This is a genomic window from Bradyrhizobium sp. 613_E4_N2_2, assembly GCF_052075995.1.
Lineage (GTDB): Bacteria > Pseudomonadota > Alphaproteobacteria > Rhizobiales > Xanthobacteraceae > Bradyrhizobium > Bradyrhizobium barranii.
In genome coordinates, this window is record NZ_CP197234.1 from 1,414,973 (window position 1) to 1,437,825 (window position 22,853).

23 protein-coding genes are annotated in these 22,853 nt (G+C 65.3%); 9 read left to right on the forward strand and 14 right to left on the reverse strand.

The window, feature by feature from the left end; all coding sequences use genetic code 11:
- Positions 1 to 4 precede the first annotated feature (4 nt).
- Entirely contained in the window at positions 5 to 502 is a 498-nt protein-coding gene (locus AB7290_RS06640; RefSeq protein WP_085400792.1) for a DUF6622 family protein, read from the forward strand.
- On the opposite strand, the gene AB7290_RS06645 is transcribed toward AB7290_RS06640, so the two are convergent.
- From AB7290_RS06645 to AB7290_RS06670, 6 genes are all read right to left on the reverse strand, one after another.
- Positions 503 to 754, reverse strand: coding sequence for a hypothetical protein (locus tag AB7290_RS06645; protein ID WP_245344056.1), 252 nt, complete (start codon positions 752 to 754; stop codon positions 503 to 505).
- Between the two features lie 66 nt (positions 755 to 820).
- Positions 821 to 1,495 carry a hypothetical protein gene (locus AB7290_RS06650; protein ID WP_245344055.1) on the reverse strand — a complete coding sequence of 225 codons (675 nt, stop codon included), beginning with the start codon at positions 1,493 to 1,495 and terminating at the stop codon, positions 821 to 823.
- Positions 1,496 to 1,706: 211 nt separating this feature from the next.
- On the reverse strand, positions 1,707 to 2,573 hold the full coding sequence (locus AB7290_RS06655) for a carbohydrate ABC transporter permease (protein ID WP_028151662.1): 867 nt from the start codon (positions 2,571 to 2,573) through the stop codon (positions 1,707 to 1,709).
- Positions 2,570 to 3,442 carry a carbohydrate ABC transporter permease gene (locus tag AB7290_RS06660; protein WP_028151661.1) on the reverse strand — a complete coding sequence of 291 codons (873 nt, stop codon included), beginning with the start codon at positions 3,440 to 3,442 and terminating at the stop codon, positions 2,570 to 2,572. The genes AB7290_RS06655 and AB7290_RS06660 overlap by 4 nt, the downstream gene beginning before the upstream one ends.
- 97 nt (positions 3,443 to 3,539) lie before the next feature.
- Positions 3,540 to 4,925 (reverse strand): ABC transporter substrate-binding protein, encoded by a 1,386-nt coding sequence (locus tag AB7290_RS06665; RefSeq protein ID WP_028151660.1) that lies wholly within the window; start codon positions 4,923 to 4,925, stop codon positions 3,540 to 3,542.
- A gap of 208 nt (positions 4,926 to 5,133) precedes the next feature.
- Positions 5,134 to 7,023 (reverse strand): AsmA family protein, encoded by a 1,890-nt coding sequence (locus AB7290_RS06670; RefSeq protein ID WP_085400790.1) that lies wholly within the window; start codon positions 7,021 to 7,023, stop codon positions 5,134 to 5,136.
- 271 nt (positions 7,024 to 7,294) lie between these two features.
- Here AB7290_RS06670 and AB7290_RS06675 point away from each other — a divergent pair, with 271 nt between their 5' ends.
- Genes AB7290_RS06675 through AB7290_RS06685 form a run of 3 tightly spaced genes read left to right on the forward strand, consistent with a single transcriptional unit; the run spans position 7,295 to position 9,326 of the window.
- On the forward strand, positions 7,295 to 8,002 hold the full coding sequence (locus AB7290_RS06675) for a CoA transferase subunit A (protein WP_028151658.1): 708 nt from the start codon (positions 7,295 to 7,297) through the stop codon (positions 8,000 to 8,002).
- A 15-nt stretch (positions 8,003 to 8,017) separates the two neighbouring features.
- Positions 8,018 to 8,668 carry a 3-oxoacid CoA-transferase subunit B gene (locus tag AB7290_RS06680; RefSeq protein ID WP_085400788.1) on the forward strand — a complete coding sequence of 217 codons (651 nt, stop codon included), beginning with the start codon at positions 8,018 to 8,020 and terminating at the stop codon, positions 8,666 to 8,668.
- A 22-nt stretch (positions 8,669 to 8,690) separates the two neighbouring features.
- Complete coding sequence (locus AB7290_RS06685) at positions 8,691 to 9,326, forward strand: GNAT family N-acetyltransferase (RefSeq protein WP_085400787.1); 636 nt, start codon at positions 8,691 to 8,693, stop codon at positions 9,324 to 9,326.
- A 98-nt stretch (positions 9,327 to 9,424) separates the two neighbouring features.
- Here AB7290_RS06685 and AB7290_RS06690 read toward each other — a convergent pair whose 3' ends face one another.
- The 3 genes from AB7290_RS06690 to AB7290_RS06700 form a co-directional block, all read right to left on the reverse strand.
- On the reverse strand, positions 9,425 to 10,303 hold the full coding sequence (locus AB7290_RS06690) for an SUMF1/EgtB/PvdO family nonheme iron enzyme (RefSeq protein ID WP_085400785.1): 879 nt from the start codon (positions 10,301 to 10,303) through the stop codon (positions 9,425 to 9,427).
- A gap of 52 nt (positions 10,304 to 10,355) precedes the next feature.
- The gene (gene nirK, locus AB7290_RS06695) at positions 10,356 to 11,453 is read right to left on the reverse strand and encodes a copper-containing nitrite reductase (RefSeq protein ID WP_063986094.1); all 1,098 of its coding nucleotides are present in this window, start codon (positions 11,451 to 11,453) and stop codon (positions 10,356 to 10,358) included.
- A gap of 237 nt (positions 11,454 to 11,690) precedes the next feature.
- A complete protein-coding gene (locus AB7290_RS06700; RefSeq protein WP_085400783.1) occupies positions 11,691 to 11,897 on the reverse strand; it encodes a hypothetical protein in 207 nt (68 codons plus the stop codon).
- Between the two features lie 159 nt (positions 11,898 to 12,056).
- Between AB7290_RS06700 and hemN the strand changes: the two genes are divergently transcribed.
- Both hemN and AB7290_RS06710 read left to right on the forward strand, forming a co-directional pair.
- On the forward strand, positions 12,057 to 13,409 hold the full coding sequence (gene hemN, locus AB7290_RS06705; protein ID WP_085400782.1) for an oxygen-independent coproporphyrinogen III oxidase: 1,353 nt from the start codon (positions 12,057 to 12,059) through the stop codon (positions 13,407 to 13,409).
- A 339-nt stretch (positions 13,410 to 13,748) separates the two neighbouring features.
- A complete protein-coding gene (locus tag AB7290_RS06710) occupies positions 13,749 to 13,946 on the forward strand; it encodes a DUF1858 domain-containing protein (protein ID WP_074119546.1) in 198 nt (65 codons plus the stop codon).
- 86 nt (positions 13,947 to 14,032) lie between these two features.
- Here the strand turns inward: AB7290_RS06710 and AB7290_RS06715 are convergent, their stop codons facing one another.
- Entirely contained in the window at positions 14,033 to 14,743 is a 711-nt protein-coding gene (locus AB7290_RS06715; RefSeq protein ID WP_071909780.1) for a Crp/Fnr family transcriptional regulator, read from the reverse strand.
- Between the two features lie 141 nt (positions 14,744 to 14,884).
- Here AB7290_RS06715 and AB7290_RS06720 point away from each other — a divergent pair, with 141 nt between their 5' ends.
- Positions 14,885 to 16,096, forward strand: a complete 1,212-nt coding sequence (locus tag AB7290_RS06720) for an NnrS family protein (RefSeq protein WP_085400780.1) — start codon at positions 14,885 to 14,887, stop codon at positions 16,094 to 16,096.
- Positions 16,097 to 16,098: 2 nt separating this feature from the next.
- On the opposite strand, the gene AB7290_RS06725 is transcribed toward AB7290_RS06720, so the two are convergent.
- The gene (locus tag AB7290_RS06725; RefSeq protein ID WP_085400778.1) at positions 16,099 to 17,136 is read right to left on the reverse strand and encodes an AraC family transcriptional regulator; all 1,038 of its coding nucleotides are present in this window, start codon (positions 17,134 to 17,136) and stop codon (positions 16,099 to 16,101) included.
- Between the two features lie 202 nt (positions 17,137 to 17,338).
- On the opposite strand from AB7290_RS06725, the gene AB7290_RS06730 reads away from it, so the two are divergent.
- The gene (locus AB7290_RS06730; RefSeq protein ID WP_063986095.1) at positions 17,339 to 17,959 is read left to right on the forward strand and encodes a response regulator transcription factor; all 621 of its coding nucleotides are present in this window, start codon (positions 17,339 to 17,341) and stop codon (positions 17,957 to 17,959) included.
- 185 nt (positions 17,960 to 18,144) lie between these two features.
- Positions 18,145 to 19,821 (forward strand): mucoidy inhibitor MuiA family protein, encoded by a 1,677-nt coding sequence (locus tag AB7290_RS06735; protein ID WP_085400855.1) that lies wholly within the window; start codon positions 18,145 to 18,147, stop codon positions 19,819 to 19,821.
- 174 nt (positions 19,822 to 19,995) lie between these two features.
- Here AB7290_RS06735 and AB7290_RS06740 read toward each other — a convergent pair whose 3' ends face one another.
- From AB7290_RS06740 to AB7290_RS06750, 3 genes are read right to left on the reverse strand one after another with little or no spacing between them, the layout of a single operon-like run.
- The gene (locus AB7290_RS06740; RefSeq protein WP_085398959.1) at positions 19,996 to 20,811 is read right to left on the reverse strand and encodes a heme ABC transporter ATP-binding protein; all 816 of its coding nucleotides are present in this window, start codon (positions 20,809 to 20,811) and stop codon (positions 19,996 to 19,998) included.
- The gene (locus AB7290_RS06745) at positions 20,808 to 21,902 is read right to left on the reverse strand and encodes a FecCD family ABC transporter permease (RefSeq protein WP_085398958.1); all 1,095 of its coding nucleotides are present in this window, start codon (positions 21,900 to 21,902) and stop codon (positions 20,808 to 20,810) included. Before AB7290_RS06745 ends, AB7290_RS06740 begins: the two co-directional genes overlap by 4 nt.
- Positions 21,899 to 22,849, reverse strand: coding sequence for a heme/hemin ABC transporter substrate-binding protein (locus AB7290_RS06750; protein ID WP_085398957.1), 951 nt, complete (start codon positions 22,847 to 22,849; stop codon positions 21,899 to 21,901). The genes AB7290_RS06745 and AB7290_RS06750 overlap by 4 nt, the downstream gene beginning before the upstream one ends.
- Between the last annotated feature and the right edge of the window lie 4 nt (positions 22,850 to 22,853).

Here is a 22,853-nt window from a genome sequence, read left to right on the forward strand (position 1 = left end):
AATCATGACATTCGCCTACCAGATCCTGATCCACACGCCGGTCTGGGTCTGGATGCTGCTCGCTTTTCTGGTGTGGCAGGGCGTTCAGGCGATGCAGCCGCGCACGACGCCGATCTGGCGCGCGCTGATCGTGCCGGTCGTGTTCATCGTCTGGGGGATTTCGCGGCTCGGCTTCGGCCACCAAGACAGCGTTTGGCCGCTGGTCGCATGGATCGCGGCCGCGCTGGTGCTGCTGCCGCTTGGCGTGCTGACGCCGCGCCCGTTCGACGTCGATCACATGACCGGGCAGATCATCCGTCCGGGCAGCCCATTTGGTCTGGTCCGCAACCTGATTGTCTTCGCCTCGCAATATGCGGTCGGCGTGATCTCGGCGATCGATGCGGGCGATCGCGCGCTGGCGATCGTCGCCGGCCGCGCCATCTCGGGCGCGACCGCCGGCTACTTCATCGGCTCGACGATCGCCCTGCTGGTCACGTATCGACGCAAGAGCGCGGAGAGATGATCAGCGTGACCGGGTTGCGCGTTTCGCGGCCTTGGTGCCCGTAGAACGCGACCGCGTCGCGGAGGCCGAGATGGGCCCCACGTATCGCGCGCGCACCGCGCCCTGCATCGCGGCACCGAGCTGCCGCAGCGCGAGGCTGTCGAGCGGAAACTCGAGCAGGATGTGGATCAGGCTCAGCGCCAGCAGGAAGGTGAAGCCGAAAGCGTAGTCGTAGAAGTACAGCGCGGTGGAGGCGGCGCTTGCGGCGGCCATCGCCGCCAGCCGCCGTTTGGGCACCTCAGTCCAGCGGATGACGTCGGCTTTGATGAACCAGTTGAGCTAGTGGTAGGTATAGACGAAAGCGAGCAGGCTCGTCAGCCGGGTGTCGAGGACGAGGCCGGGGACTCCGAACAGCCGGCCCAGCGCTGGACCGACATTGCCGAAATAGTCCTGTCCGACCCGGGCAAAGCTCGAGATCCGGATTTCGGCCGTTGGCGGCAGCAACAGGATCGTGGCGACCGCAAGCACATAGACGACCACCAGCGCAGCCTGCACGCGGCTGCCCGACCGGTGCGCGCCGAGCACCATGAAGACCAGCGTGAACAGCGAGACGTGGATCAGGGTCGGAATCAGGATGCCGATGACCGCAAGCGACGATCCGCTCGAATACATGATCGCGGACAGGACGATCGCCACCATGAACAGCAGCATGCTCTCGATCGCGGAGGTCGTGGCTGCCAGCATGGCGCAGACGACCAGCGCGCCCCACTTCGCAAGGCCGAACCATGAGGCGTTGTCGATCAGCGCCGCGACCACGGCGATGATCGCGAGGACCGCCGCGATCCCGCGGTGGGGCAGATAATAGCTGCGATCGTGCAGCCACGAGATCTCGGTGAAGTAGTGCGCCGGGCCAAGCACGACATAGGCCAGCAGCAGTAGCTCGAACGGCACCAGATAGGACGCCGCGAACGCCAGCAGCATCAGGCCGAGATGGATCGCGTCGTTGCCGCGCATGGTGACGTGCCCCGTGACAGGGCTGCGAGGTTAGAGCAGGCGTGGACAACCCGCAATTGTCCACGTCGTCGCTCGAACGCCCTGCTTGCGGCGACGCGATGCGTCCGGGAGCGATTTCGAGCGAGGTGGATACCGGTTCGCGTAAGGAAAACGCGTCAAAACAAGAATCGAGAGCCCCGTTCCGATTCCATCGGAACGAGGCTCTCGATTGTCAGGACTTCACTGCGCCTGCCGTGAGCCCGCCCACCATGTAGCGGCGGAAGGCGTAGTAGACCGCGGCCGGCGGCAGCGCGTAAATGAAGCCGGTGGTCATCAACAGCTCCCAGGGCGAATCGTCGGCAGCGAGGAAGTTGCCGAGCGCGACGGGGAGGGTGATCTCGCGGTCGTTGGACAGAAGCAGGAACGCGTAGAGATATTCGTTCCAGGCGAGCAGCACCGCATAGGTGCCGATCGCGACCAGCGAGGGCATCATCAGCGGCAGGTAGACCAGGCGGAAGATCTGGAGCGTCGTGGCGCCGTCCATCACCGCGGCTTCATCCAGCTCGACAGGCAGCTTGTCGGAGGCCTGCTTGAGCACCCAGATCGCGTAGGGGCTGGCAATCGTCACCATGGCCAGGATCAGCGACCAGTGATTGTTGAGCAGGCCGTAATTGCCCATGGTGCGGTACATCGGCACGGCGAGGAACGCCGCGGGGATGAAATAGGTGAAGAGCGCGAGGTTCAACACGGTGCGGCCGCCCGGCACCTTCAATCGCGAGATCGCGAACGCCGCGGCGGTGGCGATGAACAGCGTCAGCACGCCGACGGAGACTGCGATCACCGTCGAGTTCCAGAACTGGATGTAGAAGTCGCGCAGGAAGTAGTGCTGCTGCTTGAACACGATCTCGAAGTTGTGGAGCGTCGGATGATCCGGCCACAGCTTGCCCGAGAACGCGTCCTCCTTCGGGGAGATCGCGAACAGGAACATGTGGTAGATCGGAATCATCGTCCACAGGAAGACAGGAATACCGATCAGCAGCAGCCGCGCTTCGATCGCGACGTCGCGCCAGGAAAATTCGCTTACGCCGGGAAGCTTCATCGCGACAACCGTTTCATCATAAAGTACACGAGCGGCAGGACGAACGGCATCGCGCAGACGATGGAGGCCATCGCGAGCGAGAGCTGGTCGAGCCGGAGATAGCGGATACCGAGCGTCGCCAGCACGTGCGTGAGGTCAGCCGGGCCACCGCCGGTGAGCAGATAGACGCTGTTGAAATCGCCGAGCGTCCAGATCATCGAGAGCAGTGTGCAGGTGATGTAGAGCGTCTGCATCGACGGCCAGGTGATGTAGCGGAATTTCTGCCACCAGCTCGCACCATCGACCTCGGCGGCCTCGAACAGATCGTGCGCGATCGCAAGGCGTCCGGTGATCAGGATCAGCGTCCAGAACGGCAGTGATTTCCAGATGTGCACGCCGATCGCCATGCTCAGCGCCACGGCGGGGTCGTTCAGCCAGTTCGGGCCGTCATCGCCGGTGAGGGAGAAGATGAGGTGGTTGACCACGCCCCATTCGGGATTGAACATGAAGCGCACCGACAGGATGGTCGGGATCGACGGCACCGCCCAGGGCAGGATGAAGATCACCGAGAGCCATTTGATCCAGGTGCGCTGCTGCGCGAAGAAGCCGGACAGGAACAACGCGATCAGCATCTTGATGTTGATGCCGATGACCAGGAAGATGAGCGTGTTGACCGCGGCGCGCGCGAAGATCGGATCGTGAAACAGCGCGACATAATTCGACGGGGCCCGCGCCAGCCACAGCCCGTAGCAGACGGGATATACGACGAAGGCGAGGAAGACGAGCAGATAGGGCGCGAGCAGCACGATGCCCCAGACCTGCGCCGGGGTCAGCCGCGACGACAAGGGCGGAGCGGGCATCGACTGATCGCCAGAGAGCGTAATCGCCATTCTTCAGGACTCTTTGAAAGGACTTCCGGCCGCACGAGGCGGCCGGTATTAGCGTTTCGCCTCTCCCCGCGCCAGCGGGGAGAGGAAGAAAGAAGATTTAGCCTGCAACCTGCTTGATGCGGACGATCAGCTCGTCGACGGCCTTGTCGACCGGGACCTTTTCGCTGACGACCCGGTTCATCGCCTTGGCCCAGACGTTCTCGTTGTTGAGGATCGTGAACTTCCAGTTCTTGGTGAAGTCGAACGCGGCGGTGCCGCCGGTGAACTGGGCGTAGACCGCCTTGCGGTGCTTGTCGGCCTGCCAGAACGGGCTGGCCTGGCTTTCTTTGGTCACCGGGAACCAGCGGCCGAGCGCGCCCTCGATATAGGGGCGAACATTTTCTTCCTGGAGCAGGAAGCTGATGAACTGCTTGGCCTCGGCCTTGTTCTTGGCCGCGGTGAACACCAGCCCGGTCTTGACGTCGGAGCGGTAGCGGATGGTCGAACCGTCGGGCGCCTTCGGGAAGGACGCCGTGACGATGTCCTGCTCATAGGCCTTCTTGCCGGCGTCGCGCTGCTCCTGCGTGAGAGCCTGGTTCTGCGAGTCCTCGAACCACTTCGCCGCGATCGAGATCGTGAAGTTGTGGGTCATCACGATGGTCTTGTTGTGGAAGGCGACGTTGTTGTCGGGGTCCTTCCAGGTTGTGGAAGAGGGCGGCGTGCAGCCCTTGATATAGGTGTCGGTGTAATCCTTCAGCGCGCTGATCAGATTCTCGCGCACCTTGGGATCGTCGACCAGGAGCTTGCCGTCGTCGTCGACCAGCTTGACGTGGTAGGCGTCCATGAACGTGTAGAACGACTGGAAGGCGTCGGTGGATTCCACGCCCATCGGCTGGCCGACGCCGTAGATGCGCTGGCCGGTGGCTTTACGGATACCCGGCTGCACCTTGTCGCACCAGAACGTCCAGTAGCCCGCCCAGTCGGTCGGGATGTCGCTCAGCTTGAAGCCGGCCTTCTCCAGCATGTCGTTCCAGATCTCGACATGCATGCTCTGCTGCTTCAGCGGGAAGCCGTAATAGGCCTTCTTCTTGGTGACGTCGTTATAGAGGATCGACGCGTCCAGCGTGTTCTGCACGAACCGGCCCTTGATCGGCTCCATGACGTCCGTGAGGTCCTCGAGCTTGCCCTCATAGGCCCACTTGCCCTGCGCCTGCACGTCGTAGGAATCGGAATAGGCGACATCGGGCACGGTGCCGGCATCGAGCGCGGCGACCGTCTTCGGAATCATGTCCTGGATCGCGTACTGCGACAATTCGACCTTGATGCCGGTCTTGGCTTCGAACTTCTTGATCGTCTCGATCAGCGCGTCGTCTTCGGACCGATAGAAGCCCTTGCCCCACCAGACCGTGATCGTTTTCTGCTGCGCAAAGGCGGGTGCAGTGGCCGCAAAAAGCCCAACCGCAGCGACCGCCAATGAAACTGCGCCAATAACCTTGGATCTCACGTTTTTCTCCCTCAAACGGCCGGTGTTTTTAACCGGTCGTATAAAACACTAGCGCATGGCCGTCAGCCGATCTAGCGGCATCTTGTCAGACATAGGTCGTGGGGTGTCGGGCCAGCGGAGATGCTTAATCCGCGCATCGATCCAATCGCCGCATCAATTCGGCCGGATCAATTCGCGATGGTCCGGCAGCGCCGGACGATCGCCGTCCTCAGTTGGACTTCGCGTTGCCCTTGGCGTTCTCGGCCGTCGGCGAATCTGTCGGTGCAGGGTGCTTCTCGCCGGTGATGCGCCGCTTCAGGAGGTCCAGGAAGGGGGACGCCGCAGGCGACTGGCGGATCAGGCTTTCGGGGTCGGGGAAGATCAGGGGATCGTCCCAGGGACCCTGCACCATGAAGGGCAATTGAAAGCCGGACGTCGTGTTGAGGCTCGCCACGCCCTTCATGTCGTATTCGCGCGTCGGCACCGAGGCAGTGCCCGTCAGCGTGATCTTCGCAGCCGGCCCCTCGATGCGGATGTCCTCGGCAGTGGCGATCCCATCGGAGAACTTCACCGCGACGGTGAGAGTGTCATAAGGGGTCGAGCCGTTGCGGAAATTGCCGCCACCCGACAGCGGCCGCCGCTCCAGCCGCTTCAGGAGCTGCTCGGCGTTGAAGCCCGAGATCGCACCGTCGTGCCCGGTCACGGTGGCAGTGCCGTCGAGCGACTGCACGAGGCCGAACGGGCTGGAGCCGGAGGCCAGCAGCGAGACGTTGATGTTGCCGCGGCCGGACAGCTTGTTGAGGCCGAACAATTCGGAGGCGCAGGCCTGGAGATCGACATCGGTGAACTGGAATTGCGCCTTGACGTCGGCGACGGTGTCGGAGCGCGCGATCCCGAACGAGCCCTTGGCGATGCCGCCATAGACCTGGGCTTCGCCGACCGAGAGCGCCAGCGTGCCGTTGCGCAGATTGGCGCCGATCGCGGTGCGGCCGAGCTTCGACGACCCGACTGTCAGCCTGGCTGCCGACAGGCGCATGTCGAGGTCGGTGGTCGAAAGCCCGTTGAGATCGAACAGCTGCCTGTTCCAGTCGCGGGCGCCGCTGGCGAGCAGGCGGAAGGTCGAGATATAAGGTGTGAAGTCGAGCGCGTCGGCGGCAAGCGTCGCTTGCAGCGTCTGCCGGCCGTTATTGGCGTAGGTCATCACGCCCTCGGCGGTGTTGCCGTCGAGCTCGACATTGACGTTGGTGAGCGCGATCGAGGCGCCGACGACATTGGCGCGCGCCTTCAGCGCGAAGCGGCCGAAGCCGCCGCTGCCGGGCTGCGGCTGACCGGTCCAGCGCAGCGCATTGCGCAAGGACGGGCTGTCGATGGTGAGCGTGCCTTCCATCATCGGGCTGGTGCGGTTGGCGACGCTGCCGTCGAAGGCGAGCTTGAGCGGGGCGCTGGCGATCCGCGCCTTCAGCCCGGAGCGGTCGCCGGAGAGGGCGGCGACGAAATCGGCGAAGCTGATCGAACCGTCGACGCGCTCGCCGCGCCAGTCGAATTGTCCGGTCGCGGCGAAGGACCGCGAGATCGAGGGCCAGGCCAGCGACAGGTCGATGTCCTCGAACTTCTCGGCGGCGTGGGTGGTGGCGTCCTCGTAATTGAGCACACCGTCCTGGATCCTGATCTCGGAGAACGACACCTGGTTCTCGGCGCCCGGCTTCATGGTGCGCGCAATGGTCTGGATGAAGGGCGTCCAGTTGCTTTCGCCATCCTGCTTCAGGCTGACATGGATGCGCGGCCGCAGCAGGGTCAGGTCGGCGATCTCGAACCGCTGCAGCAGCAGCGGCAGCAGCCGGAGATTGGCGGTGAGCACGTCGACATGGAGCGCGGGATCGCTGGTGCCGCCGCCCTTCAGGCCGACGTCATGGAAGGAAATGTAGCTCGCCGGCAGCAGCGAAATGTCGATGCTGCCTGCCACGCTGAGCTCGAGCCCGGTGACGTCGCGGATCTGCGTTTCCACCGCCTTGCGCAGCGCGTCGCGGTTGATGAGCCAGGAGGTCGCGATCAGGGCGATCAGCGCGAGGCCGAGCAGCGCCGCGATCGGCGTCCCGAGGCGCTTCATTCCTTGGGCCATGGTCAATGGCATGTCCTGATCGGGTTGGTCGCGGGAGCCAGAAGGGCGGACCGGAAACCTGCGTGCCCACGCCCAACCCCCGCAACTTGATGGGTTTTCTTGTCGCTTTCAAGGCCGCGGACGGGTCTGCCCACGGCGTGGGCAGCTTCTATCACCGGAGGACGGAACGGAGAACCCCGTATCATTGACGGCTTTGGACGATTTCGCCTAATAATCGCCGCCAATGAGGCGCGACGCCTGCCAGCCGAAGGTTCACCCGAAGGTTATTTGCATGAACAAGGTCTATCCCGACGCCAAGTCGGCTCTCGAAGGCGTTCTGAAAGACAACATGATGATCATGTCGGGCGGCTTCGGCCTCTGCGGCATCGCCGAGGAGCTGTCGGACGCAATCCGCGAGTCCGGCGTCAAGGGCCTGACGGTCGTCTCCAACAATGCCGGCGTCGACGGTATCGGCCTCAGCCGCCTGCTCGAAACCCGCCAGATCAAGAAGATGATCTCGTCCTATGTCGGCGAGAACAAGCTGTTCGCCCAGCAATTCCTGGCCGGCGAGCTGGAACTCGAATTCAATCCGCAGGGCACGCTGGCCGAGCGCATCCGCGCCGGCGGCGCCGGTATCCCGGCCTTCTACACCAAGACCGGCGTCGGCACGCTGATCGCCGAAGGCAAGGAAGTGAAGGAGTTCGACGGCGAGAAGTACCTGATGGAGCGCGGCCTGTTCGCCGACCTCGCCATCGTGCACGCCTGGAAGGGCGACACCGCCGGCAACCTCATCTACCGCAAGACCGCGCGTAACTTTAATCCGATGATGGCGACCGCCGCCAAGATCACGGTCGCCGAGGTCGAGCATCTGGTTCCGGCCGGTGAACTCAATCCCGACCACATCCACACGCCCGGCATCTTCGTGAAGCGCATCGTCGAGGTCGGCACGGCCAAGAAGCGCATCGAATTCCGCAACACCCGCCCGCGCACGGCAGCTTGAGATCAGGAGACTAAGATGGCCTGGACCCGTGAACAGATGGCTGCGCGCGCCGCCAAGGAACTGCGCGACGGCTACTACGTCAATCTCGGCATCGGCATCCCGACGCTGGTCTCGAACTTCATCCCCGTTGGCGTCGATGTCAGCCTCCAGAGCGAGAACGGCATGCTCGGCATGGGCCCGTTCCCCTATGAGGACGAGGTGGATGCCGACCTCATCAATGCCGGCAAGCAGACCGTGAGCGAGCTGCCGTCGACCTCGTATTTCTCGAGCGCGGATTCGTTCGGGATGATCCGCGGCGGCCACATGGACCTGTCGATCCTCGGCGCCATGCAGGTGGCCCAGAACGGCGATCTCGCCAATTGGATGATCCCCGGCAAGATGGTCAAGGGCATGGGCGGCGCGATGGATCTCGTCGCCGGCGTCAAGCGCGTCGTCGTCGTGATGGAGCATTCGGCCAAGGACGGCTCGAAGCTGCTGAAGAAGTGCAATCTGCCGCTGACCGGCGAGCGCGTGGTCGACATGGTCGTCACCGATCTCGCCGTCTTCACCATCGACAAGCATGGCGACGGCGGCATGGCGCTGATCGAGCTCGCCGACGGCGTCTCGCTCGACGAGGTCAAGGCCAAGACCGAGGCCGAATTCCGCGTCGCGCTGAAGAACACGTAAGGTCGTCGCAACGGGGGCGCGCATGACGATACGGTCTGCGCGTCCCGAAGACGCCGATTTCATCGCACAAACCATCCTGTCGTCGCAGCGCGGCTATCGGCCGCGCGGTTGGTTCGACGTCACGCTCGGCTGGCCCCAGGCACAGTGCCGCGATTTCATCGCGCGCATCACGACCGCACACGCGGTGTCGATGTGGCATGTCTCGCAATTCCTGATCGCCGAGATCGATGGCAAGCCTGCTGCCGCGTTGTGCGCACTGCCGGCGGCCGGCACGGGACCTGCGGCCTGGCGAGCCATCGAGGAGGTCGGTGCCGCGACCGGGCTGGCCGCGCCGGAGCTGGAAGCCATCCGCCGACGCGGCACCTACACGCGCGCCTGCTGGGTTCAGGGTGGCGAGGGCGACTGGATGATCGAGCACGTCGCGACCGATCCCGCCTATGGCGGTCGCGGCCTCGTGCAGGCGTTGCTTGCGCACGCACTGGATAAGGGACGAGCGGCCGGATTTGCCCGCGCGACGATATCGTTCCTGATCGGCAATCAGCCGGCCGAACGCGCCTACGCCAAGGCAGGATTTGTCTTCGCCGAAGAGAAGCGCGATCCCGCGTTCGAGGCGATCATCGGCGCGCCCGGATTTCGCATGTTCGCGCGAACGATGTGATGCGCCGTAGCCCGGATGGAGCGTAGCGAAATCCGGGGTGCTCGTGGATGGTCCGATCCCGGATTGCGCTGCGCTCCATCCGGGCTACTCGGCGATACCTACGACCTTGCCGCCCACACCTTGCCCCACCGCGCCGACACGCTTGCGACCCATGACGGCTCCTCGCGCACCAGGCGGAAACCGAGATTGGCGGGCGGCACGCCCTGTGCGCAGCCACCGGCGCGGGCGTCGCGGATGAAGTCGGTGACGTAGGCGCGGTGCGCACCCTCGGCGACGCGCACGCCGCAATTCACGGTGGGGCGGCCGGCATTGCCGGCTGCGTCGATCCGCGAGCGCACGAAGCAGGTCGAGGTCCATTCCCAGACATTGCCGGCGAGATCTTCGATACCGTGCTCGTTGGTGCCGAACTTGCCGAACGGATAGGCCGTCGTGTCGGAGAGGTCGCGCTCGGATTCACGCTCGTAACGGCTGATCCAGCGCTTTGAAGGATCGTCTGCGTCCACAGGCGCGCCGTCGTCCCTGAACCGGGAGCCGGCCGCAAAGGCCCATTCCGCGTCGCTCGGCAGGCGATAGGTGTGGCCGGTCTTGCGCGACAGCCAGCCCGCATAGGCCTGCGCATCGTGCCAGCTCACCTGGACCGCGGGACGATCGGACGCAATCGCGACGCCGCGATCGAGCGCGCGGCACGCGCTATCCTGCACGCAAAGCTGATAGTCGGATGACGAGACCTGGTGCCGCATGATCTGCAGCGGCCGGTTGAAGCGCATCGCGCGCAGCGGCACTTCGGCCTGCAGCCCCGCGCGGGTGAAATCGCCGGCCTCGCGATAGGAGAGATTGCCCGGCGCGACCCTGACGATGGCAGGCTCCGTCGCCGCGCGATGGACCGCCATGTCCGAGACCAGCGGCGCCACCGCGATCGGCCCTGCGAGCCCTGCGGCGCAGGCGAGCAGCAGTTTCAGCTTGAATGCGATCAGCATGGTCGTCCCCCGAAGAAGGAAGGGGCCGGCGATGACCGGCCCCCTGTCGCGTCTAATTGGTGTTGGGAGCCGGTATCTCCGCGGGCGCCTTCACCTGGGTCATCAGATCGTCGTTCCACTTGCCTTCGACCTTGAAGTGCGCGGTGGCGCCGAGGTCGGCTGCCTCGATCAGATTATGCGTGACATAGGCGTAGATGCCGGGCTGCAGGAACTTGTAGAGCGCAGCGCCCGCCGAGCCGCCGCGGATGAACCAGGTCTCGAGCCCGGTCTCCGGCGCGTTGGAGAATTTTCCGGTCTCCCAGACATAGTCGCCATGGCCACCGATCAGGTGCGGACGGCTGTCGCGATTGGCCTGCGAATGCACGATCAGCACGTTCTCGCCGACCTTGGCCGTCAGCGCGTTCTTGCCGGTGAGCGCACCGACCTTGCCGTTGAACACGACGTGGGAGGGTATCAGCTTCTTCATCACCTCTTCGGTCTCGGTGAAGGCTTCGCCCGGCGAATCATAGGACTTGAAGTTGCCCTTCTCGTCGCGCGGCACATACATGTCCTGCTCGCCGACATAGTAGACCTTGTCGTATTTCAGCGCGTGGCCCTTGCCGTCATTCAGACCGTCGCGCGGCAGCACCATCACCGCGCCGTTCATGCCGGAGACGACATGCCAGGGGATCATCGGGCCGCCCGGGGCGCAGTGATAGACGAACACGCCGGTCCGCGTTGCCTTCCAGCGCAGCACGACCTGCTCGCCGGGATTGACCAGCGTGAGCTCAGCGCCGCCGAGGGCGCCGGTCGCGGAGTGGAAGTCGATGTTGTGCGGCATGGTGTTGGTCGCGGGATTGACCAGCGTCACCTCGACGTAGTCGCCTTCATGCACGACCATCAGCGGGCCCGGCATCGAGCCGTTGAAGGTCATGGCCTGGAACGTGGTGCCCTTGTCGTCGATGACGACCTTCTTCTCCTCGATGTTGAGCTTGAACTCGACGATCTTGGGCCCCTGCGTCGTCGCTTGCTCGTGCGCGTGCACGAAGGGCGGGGCGACCAGCTCGACCTTCTGTCGCGGCAGCTTGAGGTCGCCGGCGGCGAACGTGGGTGTCGCGAGCATCAGGGCGGTCGCGGCGGCGCTGATCAATGCGGCTCTGCGGGTGAACATCGGAAGCATCCTTCATCTGAAAGGGTTTTGATGACGGATGCAGTCTGCGCCTGTTACGGCAAGAGTGTTTGCGCTGCGACAAGCTTTTGCCGAATTCGCCTCCGGTAAAATCCTTAAGAGGTTTGCCGAAGCGCGTATCGGCCGTGCGAAGCGCACGACGTCGCGCGGCGCCAGTTGCGCCAGCGGCAAATCGTTCGCATGTTCAACGACGCTCGACTGTGAATGTTTGGTTATCGATCAGAGAAGCTGAATCGCAATCCAGACCGTGCCCCAGACCGCGAGCGACAGCGCAGCAAAGATGGCGGCCGTGATCGCCAGCACCCGCACGAGATAACCTGCGCCGACGGAGGGTGCCGCGGGGACGGGACGAAAATCGTCGAAGCGCGGGATATGACCGCGAACGCCGGTGAGCCAGAGAACGAGATCGAGCGCGAGCGACGCCATGGCCTATCTCCAGTGAGTCATGATTGAACGTGATCTTGGCTCCGATCCGGCGCTCGGACTTTGAGCGAGCGCAAGGTGGTTCGCCCGAAAACGGGTCATCCAATGCCATCCGGGATTTGCCGCGCCACCGCGCGGCATCGATTTACGAATGGGTAAGATATGAGGACCGATCTCGCAGCGAGCTACGGCGAAGAGAGATTGCCGCGGTACACGAGCTATCCGACCGCGCCGCATTTTTCGCCGGCGGTCGGCCCGGATACTTATGCCGAATGGCTCGCCGGGCTCCCGGCAGGCGCCAGCGCGTCACTCTATCTGCACGTGCCGTTCTGCCGCGAGATGTGCTGGTATTGCGGCTGCCATACCCAGATCGTTCGCCGCGACGGGCTGATCGCATCCTATCAGCGGACGCTGCGCAGCGAGATCGCGCAGGTGTCTGAGACCATCGGCCGCCGCATCAAGGTCGAGCACATCCATTTCGGCGGCGGCACGCCGACCATCATGGCGCCGGAGGCTTTTGCCGAGTTGATGGCGGCGATGCGCCATTCGTTCTTCGTGCTGCCCTCGGCCGAGATAGCGGTCGAGATCGATCCCCGCACATTGACTGCCGAGATGGTGGAGGCCATGCGGCTCTCCGGCGTCAACCGCGCCAGCCTGGGCGTGCAGAGCTTCGATCCGGTCGTGCAGCGCGCGATCAATCGCGTGCAGAGCTATGAGCAGACGGCCTCCGTCGTCGATAGGCTGCATCGCGCCGGCATCAACGGGATCAACTTCGACCTCATCTATGGGCTGCCGCACCAGACCGTCGCGTCCTGCCTGGACACTGTTCGGCGCAGCCTCGAGCTCGGGCCCGATCGTTTCTCGGTGTTCGGCTATGCGCACGTGCCTGACTTCAAGAAGCACCAGCGCATGATCAACGAGGCCGTGCTGCCCGACGGCCTCGCGCGTCATGACCAGGCCTGCGCGATCGCCAATGCGTTGAAGGAGGCCGGCTACGTCCAGATCGGGCTCGACCATTTCGCGCGCCCCGACGACGCGATGGCCGTGGCCTTCGAGGAACGGACGCTGCGGCGCAATTTCCAAGGCTACACCACCGACAAGGGCGAAGTCCTGCTTGGTTTCGGCGCGAGCGCGATCGGGCATCTGCCGCAGGGCTATGTGCAGAACCAGGTGCAGATCGGCGCCTACGCCCAGAGCGTCGCCGCCGGCCGCCTCGCCACCGCGAAGGGCTACGGGCTCACCGACGACGACCGGCTCCGCGCCGACATCATCGAACGCATCATGTGCGAGTTCAGCGCCGATCTCGGCGACATCTGTGCGCGCCATGGTGCGGAACCCGAAGCGATGCTGAAGTCGGCCGCGCGCCTGAAGCCGTTGATCTCGGACGGCATCGTCAGGCTCGACGGCGACCGTCTCGCGGTCGCAAGCGACTCGCGCTTTCTGGTCCGCAGCGTCGCCGCGGCGTTCGATGCTCATCTGGACCCGGCGAAGCAGTTGCACAGCAGGGCGGTGTAATTCACCTCGCGCCGCCTACGGCAGGGAATTTTGCATATGAGCTTGGCGGGGTCTGAGCGAGCGCCTCGTCCTTCGAGACGACCGCTCCGCGGTCTCTTCAGGATAAGGCTGAGCAGCAGCTTTGCCTGTCGAAATAGCGGCCACGTACTCCGTCCTCATCCTGAGGGCCCGCCGGAGGCGGGCGTCTCGAAGGATGGCCGCAGGCGAGCTTCCCGCCACGTTTTCTCATATGCGATAGCCCTGCGGCTTGCGGGGAGAGGGAGAAGCAACCACCAGCTTGCGCTTCAACAAAGAAGCTCGGACCCACCCCGCTATCGTCACTTCGGAACGGAGTTGTCCATGCCCTTCCGATCCGACGATCTGGTCGATGACATCATGCGTACGGCGCCGCACACGATCCGCGTGTTCCTCGCCTTCAGGATGGCTTGCGTCGGCTGTCCGATCGCGACCTTCCATACCGTGGAAGACGCCTGCCGCGAGCATGGCATCGATCGCGACAAATTCCTCGCTGCGCTGTGCGAATGCGTGCCGGCGTGAGGCGGGTTGGAGTTCGCACGGGTCGCGTGCGGATTCCCGGGTGAGGGCGGGCTTGCGCCGTAAGCGGGAGCGCCCTCACCCCTATCTTACGCAGAATTGCCGTCCGCCGTACGCTCCGCCAGTACGACTATCTTGTGCGGATCGCGCAGGATGATGCGCTGGCGGCCACTCTCGACGAGGCCCTGGCTCTCCCAGCCGCTCAGGATGCGGCTGACGGTGTGCAGCGTGGTGCCGGTCATCTGCGCGATGTCCTGGCGGCTGATCGGGAAGTCGATCTCGATGCCGTGGTCGAGCTTCTTGCCGGACTGTTTTGCGAGCCGCAGCAGCGCATGCGCGACGCGCTGCTCGACCTGCTGGGTCGACATTTCGAGGATGCGGGTGTGGCTCTCCTGCAGCCGCGCGCCGACGGTTTGCAGCGTGTTGGCGGCAATCGCCGGAAACCGCTCGATCAGCCGCGGCCAGGCCGAATTCGGCCAGATCAGCACCACGCTGTCGTCGACCGCCATCGCGGTCGCCGGATAGTGCGCGGCTCCAATCGCCATCGCGAGCCCGAAGGTCTCGCCGGGGGCGACGTAGCGCACCACGATCTGCTCGCCGGTCGGGGTGGTCTTGGCCGCGCGGACGTGGCCGTGCAGCAGCAGGAAGAACGATTGCGCGTCGGCGCCCTGCTCGAAAATGGCGGTGTTCCTGGGGTACCGCGCCGAGCGGGCCTCGCGCAGGATTTCCTCGAGGTCGTCCGGCTTGACGCCTGAAAACAGCGGCAAATGCGCAACCAGCGATGTGTCGACCTTGGCCATTCTGCCTCCTTGGCATCAGGGAGTGTGATGGCACCTGTATTCGTCAGGCAGTTTGCGATAGCGCAAAACGGGCCGGCCGGACGGCAGTATTTTTCCAAATGACGATCCAAGTGACCGTCCGAATTCACAGGAGTTGCCCCCATGGCTGGCGCCCGATCCCGTAACTTTGAGGGCTGGCCGCTGTTTGCGAACAGCTTTCGGCCGTTTTTCCTGCTCGCCGCGATCCAGGCGGGGCTGTCGATCCTGGCGTGGCTGCCGATGTTCTACGGCGAATTGTCGGTCAGTTCCGCGTTCGCGCCGCGCGACTGGCACGTCCACGAAATGCTCTATGGCTTCCTGCCGGCGGTGATCACGGGATTCCTGTTCACGGCGATCCCGAACTGGACCGGGCGGCTGCCGATCCAGGGGACGTCGCTGGGCGCGCTGCTGGTCGTCTGGCTGGCCGGACGTTTTGCAGTGACCCTGTCCGCCGATATCGGTTGGGCGTTCGCGCTCGTCGTCGATGCCGCCTTCCTGGCATTGGTTGTTGCTGCGGCCACGCGCGAGATCATCGCGGGCGGCAATTGGCGCAATCTGCCGGTGGTGGTGCTCGTGCTGGTGCTGCTCGCCGGTAACGTCGCCTTCCATCTCGAAGCGCACTTCGAGGGCGCGGCCGATGTCAGCATCCGCGTCGGCATCGGCGTGGTCGTGCTGCTGATCTCGCTGATCGGCGGCCGCATCATCCCGAGCTTCACCCGCAACTGGCTGGTCAAGTTCAATCCCGGTCGCCTGCCGGTGCCGTTCGGGCGTTTTGACGGCGCGGTGATCGGATTGAGCGCGCTCGCGCTGATCGCATGGATCGTGGCGCCGCTGAACATGATCACCGGCGCGGTGATGGCGCTCGTCGGTGTGCTTCATTTGGTGCGGTTCGCGCGCTGGGCTGGCGATCGCACCACGCGCGAGCGGCTGCTGCTGATCCTCCATGTCGGTTATGTCTTCGTGCCGCTGGGCTTCCTGCTGCATGCCCTGGCTGTCTTCGGGGCGCTGCCGCCGAGCGCGGGAATTCACGCCTGGATGGCTGGCGCGGCCGGAACCATGACGCTTGCGGTGATGACGCGCGCGAGCCTCGGGCATACCGGACAGGCGTTGACGGCCTCGCCCGCGACGCAGGGGATTTACGCTGCGATCATCGTCGCGGCGCTGGCGCGGGTCGCTGCCGTGGTGTTGCCTGCGCATGGCGATATCCTGCTGCACATCGCCGCCTGCGGGTGGGTCGTCGCGTTCCTCGGCTTTGCGATTGCGTTCGGGCCGCTGCTCGCCGGCAGCCCCCGGCGCGCCCTTGCCATCATGGGCGTGCCCGCTCCGGCACGCTGAGCCTAGGCCGTGGACGCCGAGGGAACGCCGGGGCGTTTGGCCAGCGGCCGCACGCCCTTGCGCCATGCGGTGATGGTGCAGCCGAAGCGGCCACGGAACCAGCGCGCCATCGCGCTCTGCGCGGAGAAGCCGAGCTGGGTGGCGATGTCGGCCAGCGGCCGGCCGGGGTCGTCGATCAGCTGGGTCACGAGATCGGCGCGCTGCGCGTCGAGGATCGCCGAGAAGCTGGTGCCTGATGCGGCGAGGTGCCGATGGATGGTGCGGCGGGTGCAGGCGAGATGCTCAGCCACGCGCTCGACCGTGCAGTCGCCGCTTGCGAGCAGGATGCGTACCACCTCGTTGACCTTCTCCTCCCAGCTTGCCGGCCGCGTCTCGATCGCCTCGATCCGTTTGCGCAAATAGCTCGCGATCAGCGGATGCGCGCTCGGGATCCGCCGCTCCATGTCATGCGCCGACAACAGGATCGCATCGTCATCGGCATTGAAGGTAACGCGGCAACCGAAGAAATCGCGGTAGCGCTTGCGGTCGTGTGGCGGCGGATAATGCAGATGCACCTCGAGCGGCCGCCAATCGCTGCTGAACAGCGACTGGATGATGCGGTGGACGCTGCCGAGCGCCATGTCGATCGACTGGCGCGGCGCGGTCGGCTGCCGGCCGCGCAGATGCAGCGTGACCGTCACGGTCTGCTTGTCGCGCGTGACCTCAAGCTTCATGCCGTCGTGATGAACGTGGATGAAGCGCGAGAACGCTTCGATCGCCTCGCTGACGGTCGCCTGTTCGCGCACGATCAAACCGACCGCGCCGAAATTGGTGAGCCCGCCACGCTCGGCGAGCCGCAAGCCGAAATCTTCGGCACCCGATGCCTCTGCCGACAATTCGAGCAGCCGGCGCAGGCTGGTCACGGCAATGGGGGTATCGGGCTTGTCGAGCACGGCCAGCGGCAGCCTGACCTTGCGCATCATCTGTTTGGGGTCGAGTCCGACCGACCGGGCGACATCCGGGTAGTAGCTCAAGCCTGCGCTGCGCATGAGGTCGGTCATGCGACCCGTTCCTGTCAGCCATTCCCGCAGATGTCCCGAAATGTAAAGTTTCTGTCCCGATCCGTCAAATCCGGGAACAGGATGGAACATACATAAGGGAAACCGAAGCACGGGCGTGAATGCCGTGCGTGTGACGACGCGGCGCGACGAAGCCCCGCTGCCGTCTCGGGCCATTTGACCAAGACATTGCTGGATCGGGATGATGCCGGGAAACATGCTTTCCAAGGGTGAGGTATTCGTCATTGAAACTGACGCGGCCTCCCGCGAACAACTTTCAATGGCGCTTCAACAGAGCGCTTATGACGTAATCTGCTTTGCCGACGGCGCGTCGCTGCTCTCGGAAGCAAAGGCGCGGATGCCGGCCTGCGTGCTGCTGGAGATGCCGCCGGATCGTTCCGCCCTCGACGTGCTCAAGCGCCTGCGCGAGGAGAACTGCATGGCGCCGGTTCTGGTGACCTCGGCGAACGGCAGCATCGCCATGGCGGTCGACGCGATCAAGAGCGGCGCGGCCGACTTCATCGAGAAGCCGTTCCGCACCCGCGACATCGTCGACCGGATCGATGCTGCCATCGACGAGTTCGCGCAGCCGGGTTCAAACCGGCAACGCTGGCTGCCCGGCTGCGAGCCCCTGACCGGGCGCGAAGTCGATGTGCTCGAGCACCTTGCTGCCGGCCTGACCAACAAGGAGATCGCCCGGCGCATACATCTGAGTGCGCGGACGGTCGAAGGCTACCGCGCAGGCATCCTGAAGAAGGCCGGCGCCCGCAACGTGACCGATCTGCTCCGCCGCATCTTCGGCCAGGGTTCGCCCACCCCGGTTTAAGGACCTAGGTTTAACGGCTTCGCCGCGAGTCGACGACACGTTCCGCGGCCTTGGTGCGGCCGCGGCGGCGCCCCAAGGAAACCCCAATCGAACCAGTTCCTTCCCTGCCGCGTCCAACCATGTTGGCGAGGCATTCGATCGCACGCGTCCGGCTGGCGGCGCGGCGATACGGCAGGAGGGACTTTATGCGCATCACCGCAAGATGTTTGGCAACGACGAGCCTGGTTCTGGTGACCATGGCGGCCGCGTCGCCATCATGGGCCGCCGATGTGGACGCCACATCGGCCATCGACACCGTCACGGTCTATCCGGACGGCGCCACCGTCACCCGTATCATCGCGCTGGACCTCGCCTCCGGCGACAGCACGCTGGTCGCCAAGGACTTTCCGCTCTCGCTCGATCCGTCCTCCCTCCGTGTCGAGGGCGAGGCGGGCGCAAAACTGACCATCGGGACCATCGACGCGCGGCCGCCGCGCGCGGCACAACCCGCGAATCTGCCCGAGCTCGATAAGCGCATCGAGGCGTTGAAGGATCAGCGCGCCGATCTGCAAGGCGACATCGACGCGGCCAACGCCCGGCGCAAATTCGCGCAGCACTTTGCCGAGGCTTCTCCCGCCGGCCTTGGCGAGAAGGGGGAGGCTCGGCCGATCACCGAATGGCGCGCAGCCTTTACCGCGGTCGCCGAGGAGATCGCGACCGCCGACACAGCGATCCGCGACGCCACGCGAAAGCAGCGCGAGATCGATCGGCAGCTCGCGCAACTTGAAGCGGAGCGTTCGGCCAAGCCGCCGAGCAAGCTCGAGGTTCGCATCGATGTCGCTTCCGCCGCCGCGACGAAGGCGACGTTGCGGGTGACTTATGCAGTCCGCAATGCGCGCTGGCTGCCGCTGTATGACGCCCGGCTCGACACCGGTGCCAAGGACCGCAAGCCGCAGCTCGAGCTGGTTCGCCGCGCCGAGGTTACACAGTCGACCGGCGAAGACTGGTCGAATGTCAGCCTCGGCGTTTCCACCGTTCGCGTCAGCCGCGGCGGTAGCGCGCCGGAGCTGAATTCGCTGGTGGTGAGGTATCCGCAACTGCCGAAGCCGCTGGCATTGGGCGCGGCGTCGGACATGGCGATGCCCGCGCAGCCGATGACGCGGCAGGCGCAATCTCCGGCGATGGCGAAAGCGGCGGAGCCCGAACTGCGTGAGCGCGCGGACGAGCAGCAGGCCAACGCCGAGATCGGTGATTTCCAGGCCGTGTATCAGATCAGCGGCCGCGTCAGTCTTGGCGCCAATGAGGGCGCCAAGAGCCTGCTCATCTCCTCCATGACAGTGACGCCCGACCTCGCCATCCGCGCCGCCCCGGTCGCGGATCCCACCGCTTACCTCGAGGCGTCATTCAAGCTTGCCGAGGATACCAATCTGCTGCCCGGTAAGGTCGCGATCTTCCGCGACGGCACGTTCGTCGGTCGCAGCAAATTTTCGACCGCCGCGCGGAACGACGCGATCCGGCTCGGCTTCGGCGCCGACGACAAGATCAAGATCGAGCGCACCGTCATCAGGCAGAACGAAGGCACGGCCGGCGTGATCTCGTCCTCCAAGACCGACACGCGTTCGTTCCGCACCGTCGTCCGCAACGGGCACGACTTCCCGATCCGCATCGCGATCGAGGATCAACTTCCGGTCAGCGAGAACGAGGATATTGGCGTCGAGATGCTGTCCTCGACCACGCCGCCCACGACCACCAATCTGCGCGACAAGCGCGGCGTGCTGGAATGGGCGTTCGACGCAAAACCCGGCGAGATCAAGGAGATCAAGTTCGCCTGGCGCGTCCGCTGGCCCAAGGACAAGGGCATGGTGATCGTGCCGGCGGGTTAGGAGCCTGAGGCGTGACGCCCTCTTACCTCGCCCCGCTTGCGGGGAGAGGTCGGATTGCATCGAAGATGCAATCCGGGTGAGGGGGACTCTCCGCGAATTCAACTTTCACCGTCCCCGCGGAGACTCCCCCTCACCCCAACCCTCTCCCCGCAAGCGGGGCGAGGGAGCGCAGCTTCACCGCGGAGGCAGTTCGGCTCGCGCCGCCGGCCGCATCGATTGCGGCAGCACGTAGGGCACGCCGTCGTCGGCCTGATGGACGACGGCGTCGATCTCGAAGATGTCGCGGATGGTCTCCCGTGTAACGACATCGGCACGCGGGCCGTCGGCGGCGAGCCTGCCGCCGTTCAGGACGATCAGCCGGTCGGCGAAGCGGATCGCGAGGTTGAGGTCGTGCAGGATCGCGATGACAGCCGTGCCGCCTGCGGCGCGGCGGCGCGCGGCTTCGACGAGGTCGATCTGGTGACGCAGATCGAGGCTCGATGTCGGCTCGTCCAGCAACAGGAGCCCCGGACCGTGTTCCGATTCGCCGCAGGCGAGCTGCACCAGAACGCGGGCGAAATGGGTGCGCTGCTGCTCGCCGCCCGATAGCGTCGGCAATTGCCGTGCGCGGAAATGTGCGAGGCCAACCTCGTCCAGCGCGGCGTCGACGAGCGACACGGCATCGCGCAGGCTGCGGTCGCCCGCACCCATCAGCACGATCTCCTCGACCGTGAACGGGAAGGTGACGTTGATGTGCTGGGACAGCATCGCGCGGCGCGCGGCAAGCTCGCGCGGCGTATAACTGCTGATGTCGCGCTGCTTCAGGTGCACCTCGCCCTCGCTCGGGCGGAGATCGCCGGAGAGCAGCCGCAGCAGCGTCGACTTGCCGGCGCCGTTCGGGCCGATGATCGCGACCATCTCGCCGGCTTCAACCGACAGGCCGACGCCATCGAGCAGCGTGGCGCGGCCGGCGCGCTTGCTGAGAGATCGCGCCTCGATCACGGCGCTCATAGCGAGGCGAGCCCGCGCTGGCGCAGCAGGATGCCGAGGAAGACAGGCGCGCCGACCGCGGCGGTCAAGATGCCGATCGGCATCTCCGCGGGCGCCACGATCGTGCGCGCCAGCGTGTCGGCGCCGACCATCAGGATCGCGCCGAGCAGCACCGAGGCCGGCAGCAGCAGGCGATGCGCAGGTCCAATAACGAGACGGAGCAGATGCGGTACGACGATGCCGACGAAGCCGATGACGCCGCTGATCGACACCGCGACCCCGGTCATGGCGGAGACCATGACGATCGAGATCCGCTTGAGGCGCTCGACGTCGACGCCGCCGTGAAACGCGTCGGCCTCGCCGAGCACCAGCAGGTCGAGGCCGCGCGCAATATACGCGCAGGCGCCGAGCCCGATGATGAGGATCGGCGCGAGCACGGCGGCCTTGGTCCAGGTCGCGCCGCTCATCGACCCCAGCAGCCAGAATGTAATGTCGCGAAGCTGGCGGTCGTCGGCGATGAACACCAGAAGCCCGATGCCGGCATTAGTGATGGCGGTGATGGCGACGCCGGCGAGCAGGAAGATCGCGATCGAGGTCCGCCCCGCGCGGCTGGAGATGCCGTAAAGGATCGCGGTCGTGGCCAGCGAGCCCGCGAAGGCCGCGAGCGGCAACAGCTCGGTTTGAAGGAAACGCAGCGTCTCGCCGAAGCGCGAGTCCGTGAACACGATCGCGCTTGCCGCCGCGAGCGCGCCGCCGCTGGAGACGCCGACCAGCGCGGGATCGGCGAGCGGGTTACGAAACAGTCCTTGCATGATGGCGCCGGCCGCGGCGAGCAGGCCGCCGACCATCGCGGTCGCCGCGATCCGGGGAATCCGGATCGACCACAGCACGAGCTGGTCGCGCGCCGTCATGGCATCGGCGGCGGAGTTGCCGGCAAGGCCGAGCGCAGCGGGCAGGCGGGAGAGGGGAATGCCGGCTGCGCCCACGGTCAGCGCGACGATGGCGGTGGCCGCGAGGATCACCAGGAGCAGGGGAATGGCAACCGACGTAAATCGCCGTCCTGCGCCCGCGCGCCGCGGGCTCCGCGAGTCCGTCCCGATCGCCACGCTCATTGCCGGCAGTTCGCCGCCGACAGAGCCGACGTGAAGGCGCCGCCGTTAGCCAATGCCGGATAGAGTTTGACGGAGAGATCGCGGGCCGCCGCGGCCGTGCGCGGGCCGAAGCCGAGCAGATAGAGCCCGTCCATCGTGATGAAGCTCTTGTTGGCCGCGACCGGCGTCAGGGCGAAGCCGGGATGGGCGTAGACCGCGTCGGCCTGCAGTGAATCCTTGCCGCGCTCGATCGACAGCACGACGTCGGGTTTTGCCGCGACGATCGCCTCGTCGCCGATGTTCTTGTAGCCGTCGTAATCCTCGACCGCGTTGGTGGCGCCTGCAAGCTGGATGATCTCGTCGGCGGCGGTCTTGTGACCGGCGACCATCGCCCGTCCGTTCAGGAGCGACATCACGAACATCACGCGGACCGGCTTCGTGACCTTGGCACGCAGTGCGCGCAGCTGCGCAAGATCCGTAGCCACTGCGGTGCTCAGGCATTCGGCGCGCGCATCGACGCCCATGGCATGGCCGACCAGCTTGATCTTCTCGATCAGGCCTTCCTCCGAGAAGGTCTCGGGCACCAGCACCAGCGGCACCTTCGCCGTCTCCAGGAGGTCCATGGTCTCGCGCGGGCCCGATCCCTGGATCGCCAGGATCAGGGTCGGGTTGAGGCCCAGCACGCCCTCGGCCGAAATCTGGCGCATGTAGCCGACATTGGGTTTGTCGTGCAGCGCCGCCGCCGGATAGAGGCTCGTGGTGTCGACGCCGACCAGGCGGCTCTCCAGCCCGAGCGCATAGAGGATCTCGGTGATGGCGCCGCCGATCGAGACCGTGCGGGCGAAGTCGGCAACGGCGACATCGCGATTGCGCGCATCATGCACCGTGATACCGGCGGCGTGCGCGGTCGAGGCGAGCGCGATGGTGCCGGTGAACATGAGGTTTGCGAGGGTGCGACAAAATGTCATTGCA

Bases quoted from the DNA above. Each gene is read 5' to 3' on its own strand.
- AB7290_RS06640 (WP_085400792.1), top strand. From the start codon at position 5: ATGACATTCGCCTACCAGATCCTGATCCACACGCCGGTCTGGGTCTGG.
- AB7290_RS06645 (WP_245344056.1), bottom strand. From the start codon at position 754: ATGGCCGCCGCAAGCGCCGCCTCCACCGCGCTGTACTTCTACGACTAC.
- AB7290_RS06650 (WP_245344055.1), bottom strand. From the start codon at position 1,495: ATGCGCGGCAACGACGCGATCCATCTCGGCCTGATGCTGCTGGCGTTC.
- AB7290_RS06655 (WP_028151662.1), bottom strand. From the start codon at position 2,573: ATGAAGCTTCCCGGCGTAAGCGAATTTTCCTGGCGCGACGTCGCGATC.
- AB7290_RS06660 (WP_028151661.1), bottom strand. From the start codon at position 3,442: ATGGCGATTACGCTCTCTGGCGATCAGTCGATGCCCGCTCCGCCCTTG.
- AB7290_RS06670 (WP_085400790.1), bottom strand. From the start codon at position 7,023: ATGGCCCAAGGAATGAAGCGCCTCGGGACGCCGATCGCGGCGCTGCTC.
- AB7290_RS06675 (WP_028151658.1), top strand. From the start codon at position 7,295: ATGAACAAGGTCTATCCCGACGCCAAGTCGGCTCTCGAAGGCGTTCTG.
- AB7290_RS06680 (WP_085400788.1), top strand. From the start codon at position 8,018: ATGGCCTGGACCCGTGAACAGATGGCTGCGCGCGCCGCCAAGGAACTG.
- AB7290_RS06685 (WP_085400787.1), top strand. From the start codon at position 8,691: ATGACGATACGGTCTGCGCGTCCCGAAGACGCCGATTTCATCGCACAA.
- AB7290_RS06690 (WP_085400785.1), bottom strand. From the start codon at position 10,303: ATGCTGATCGCATTCAAGCTGAAACTGCTGCTCGCCTGCGCCGCAGGG.
- nirK (WP_063986094.1), bottom strand. From the start codon at position 11,453: ATGTTCACCCGCAGAGCCGCATTGATCAGCGCCGCCGCGACCGCCCTG.
- AB7290_RS06700 (WP_085400783.1), bottom strand. From the start codon at position 11,897: ATGGCGTCGCTCGCGCTCGATCTCGTTCTCTGGCTCACCGGCGTTCGC.
- hemN (WP_085400782.1), top strand. From the start codon at position 12,057: ATGAGGACCGATCTCGCAGCGAGCTACGGCGAAGAGAGATTGCCGCGG.
- AB7290_RS06710 (WP_074119546.1), top strand. From the start codon at position 13,749: ATGCCCTTCCGATCCGACGATCTGGTCGATGACATCATGCGTACGGCG.
- AB7290_RS06715 (WP_071909780.1), bottom strand. From the start codon at position 14,743: ATGGCCAAGGTCGACACATCGCTGGTTGCGCATTTGCCGCTGTTTTCA.
- AB7290_RS06720 (WP_085400780.1), top strand. From the start codon at position 14,885: ATGGCTGGCGCCCGATCCCGTAACTTTGAGGGCTGGCCGCTGTTTGCG.
- AB7290_RS06725 (WP_085400778.1), bottom strand. From the start codon at position 17,136: ATGACCGACCTCATGCGCAGCGCAGGCTTGAGCTACTACCCGGATGTC.
- AB7290_RS06730 (WP_063986095.1), top strand. From the start codon at position 17,339: ATGCCGGGAAACATGCTTTCCAAGGGTGAGGTATTCGTCATTGAAACT.
- AB7290_RS06735 (WP_085400855.1), top strand. From the start codon at position 18,145: ATGCGCATCACCGCAAGATGTTTGGCAACGACGAGCCTGGTTCTGGTG.
- AB7290_RS06740 (WP_085398959.1), bottom strand. From the start codon at position 20,811: ATGAGCGCCGTGATCGAGGCGCGATCTCTCAGCAAGCGCGCCGGCCGC.
- AB7290_RS06745 (WP_085398958.1), bottom strand. From the start codon at position 21,902: ATGAGCGTGGCGATCGGGACGGACTCGCGGAGCCCGCGGCGCGCGGGC.
- AB7290_RS06750 (WP_085398957.1), bottom strand. From the start codon at position 22,849: ATGACATTTTGTCGCACCCTCGCAAACCTCATGTTCACCGGCACCATC.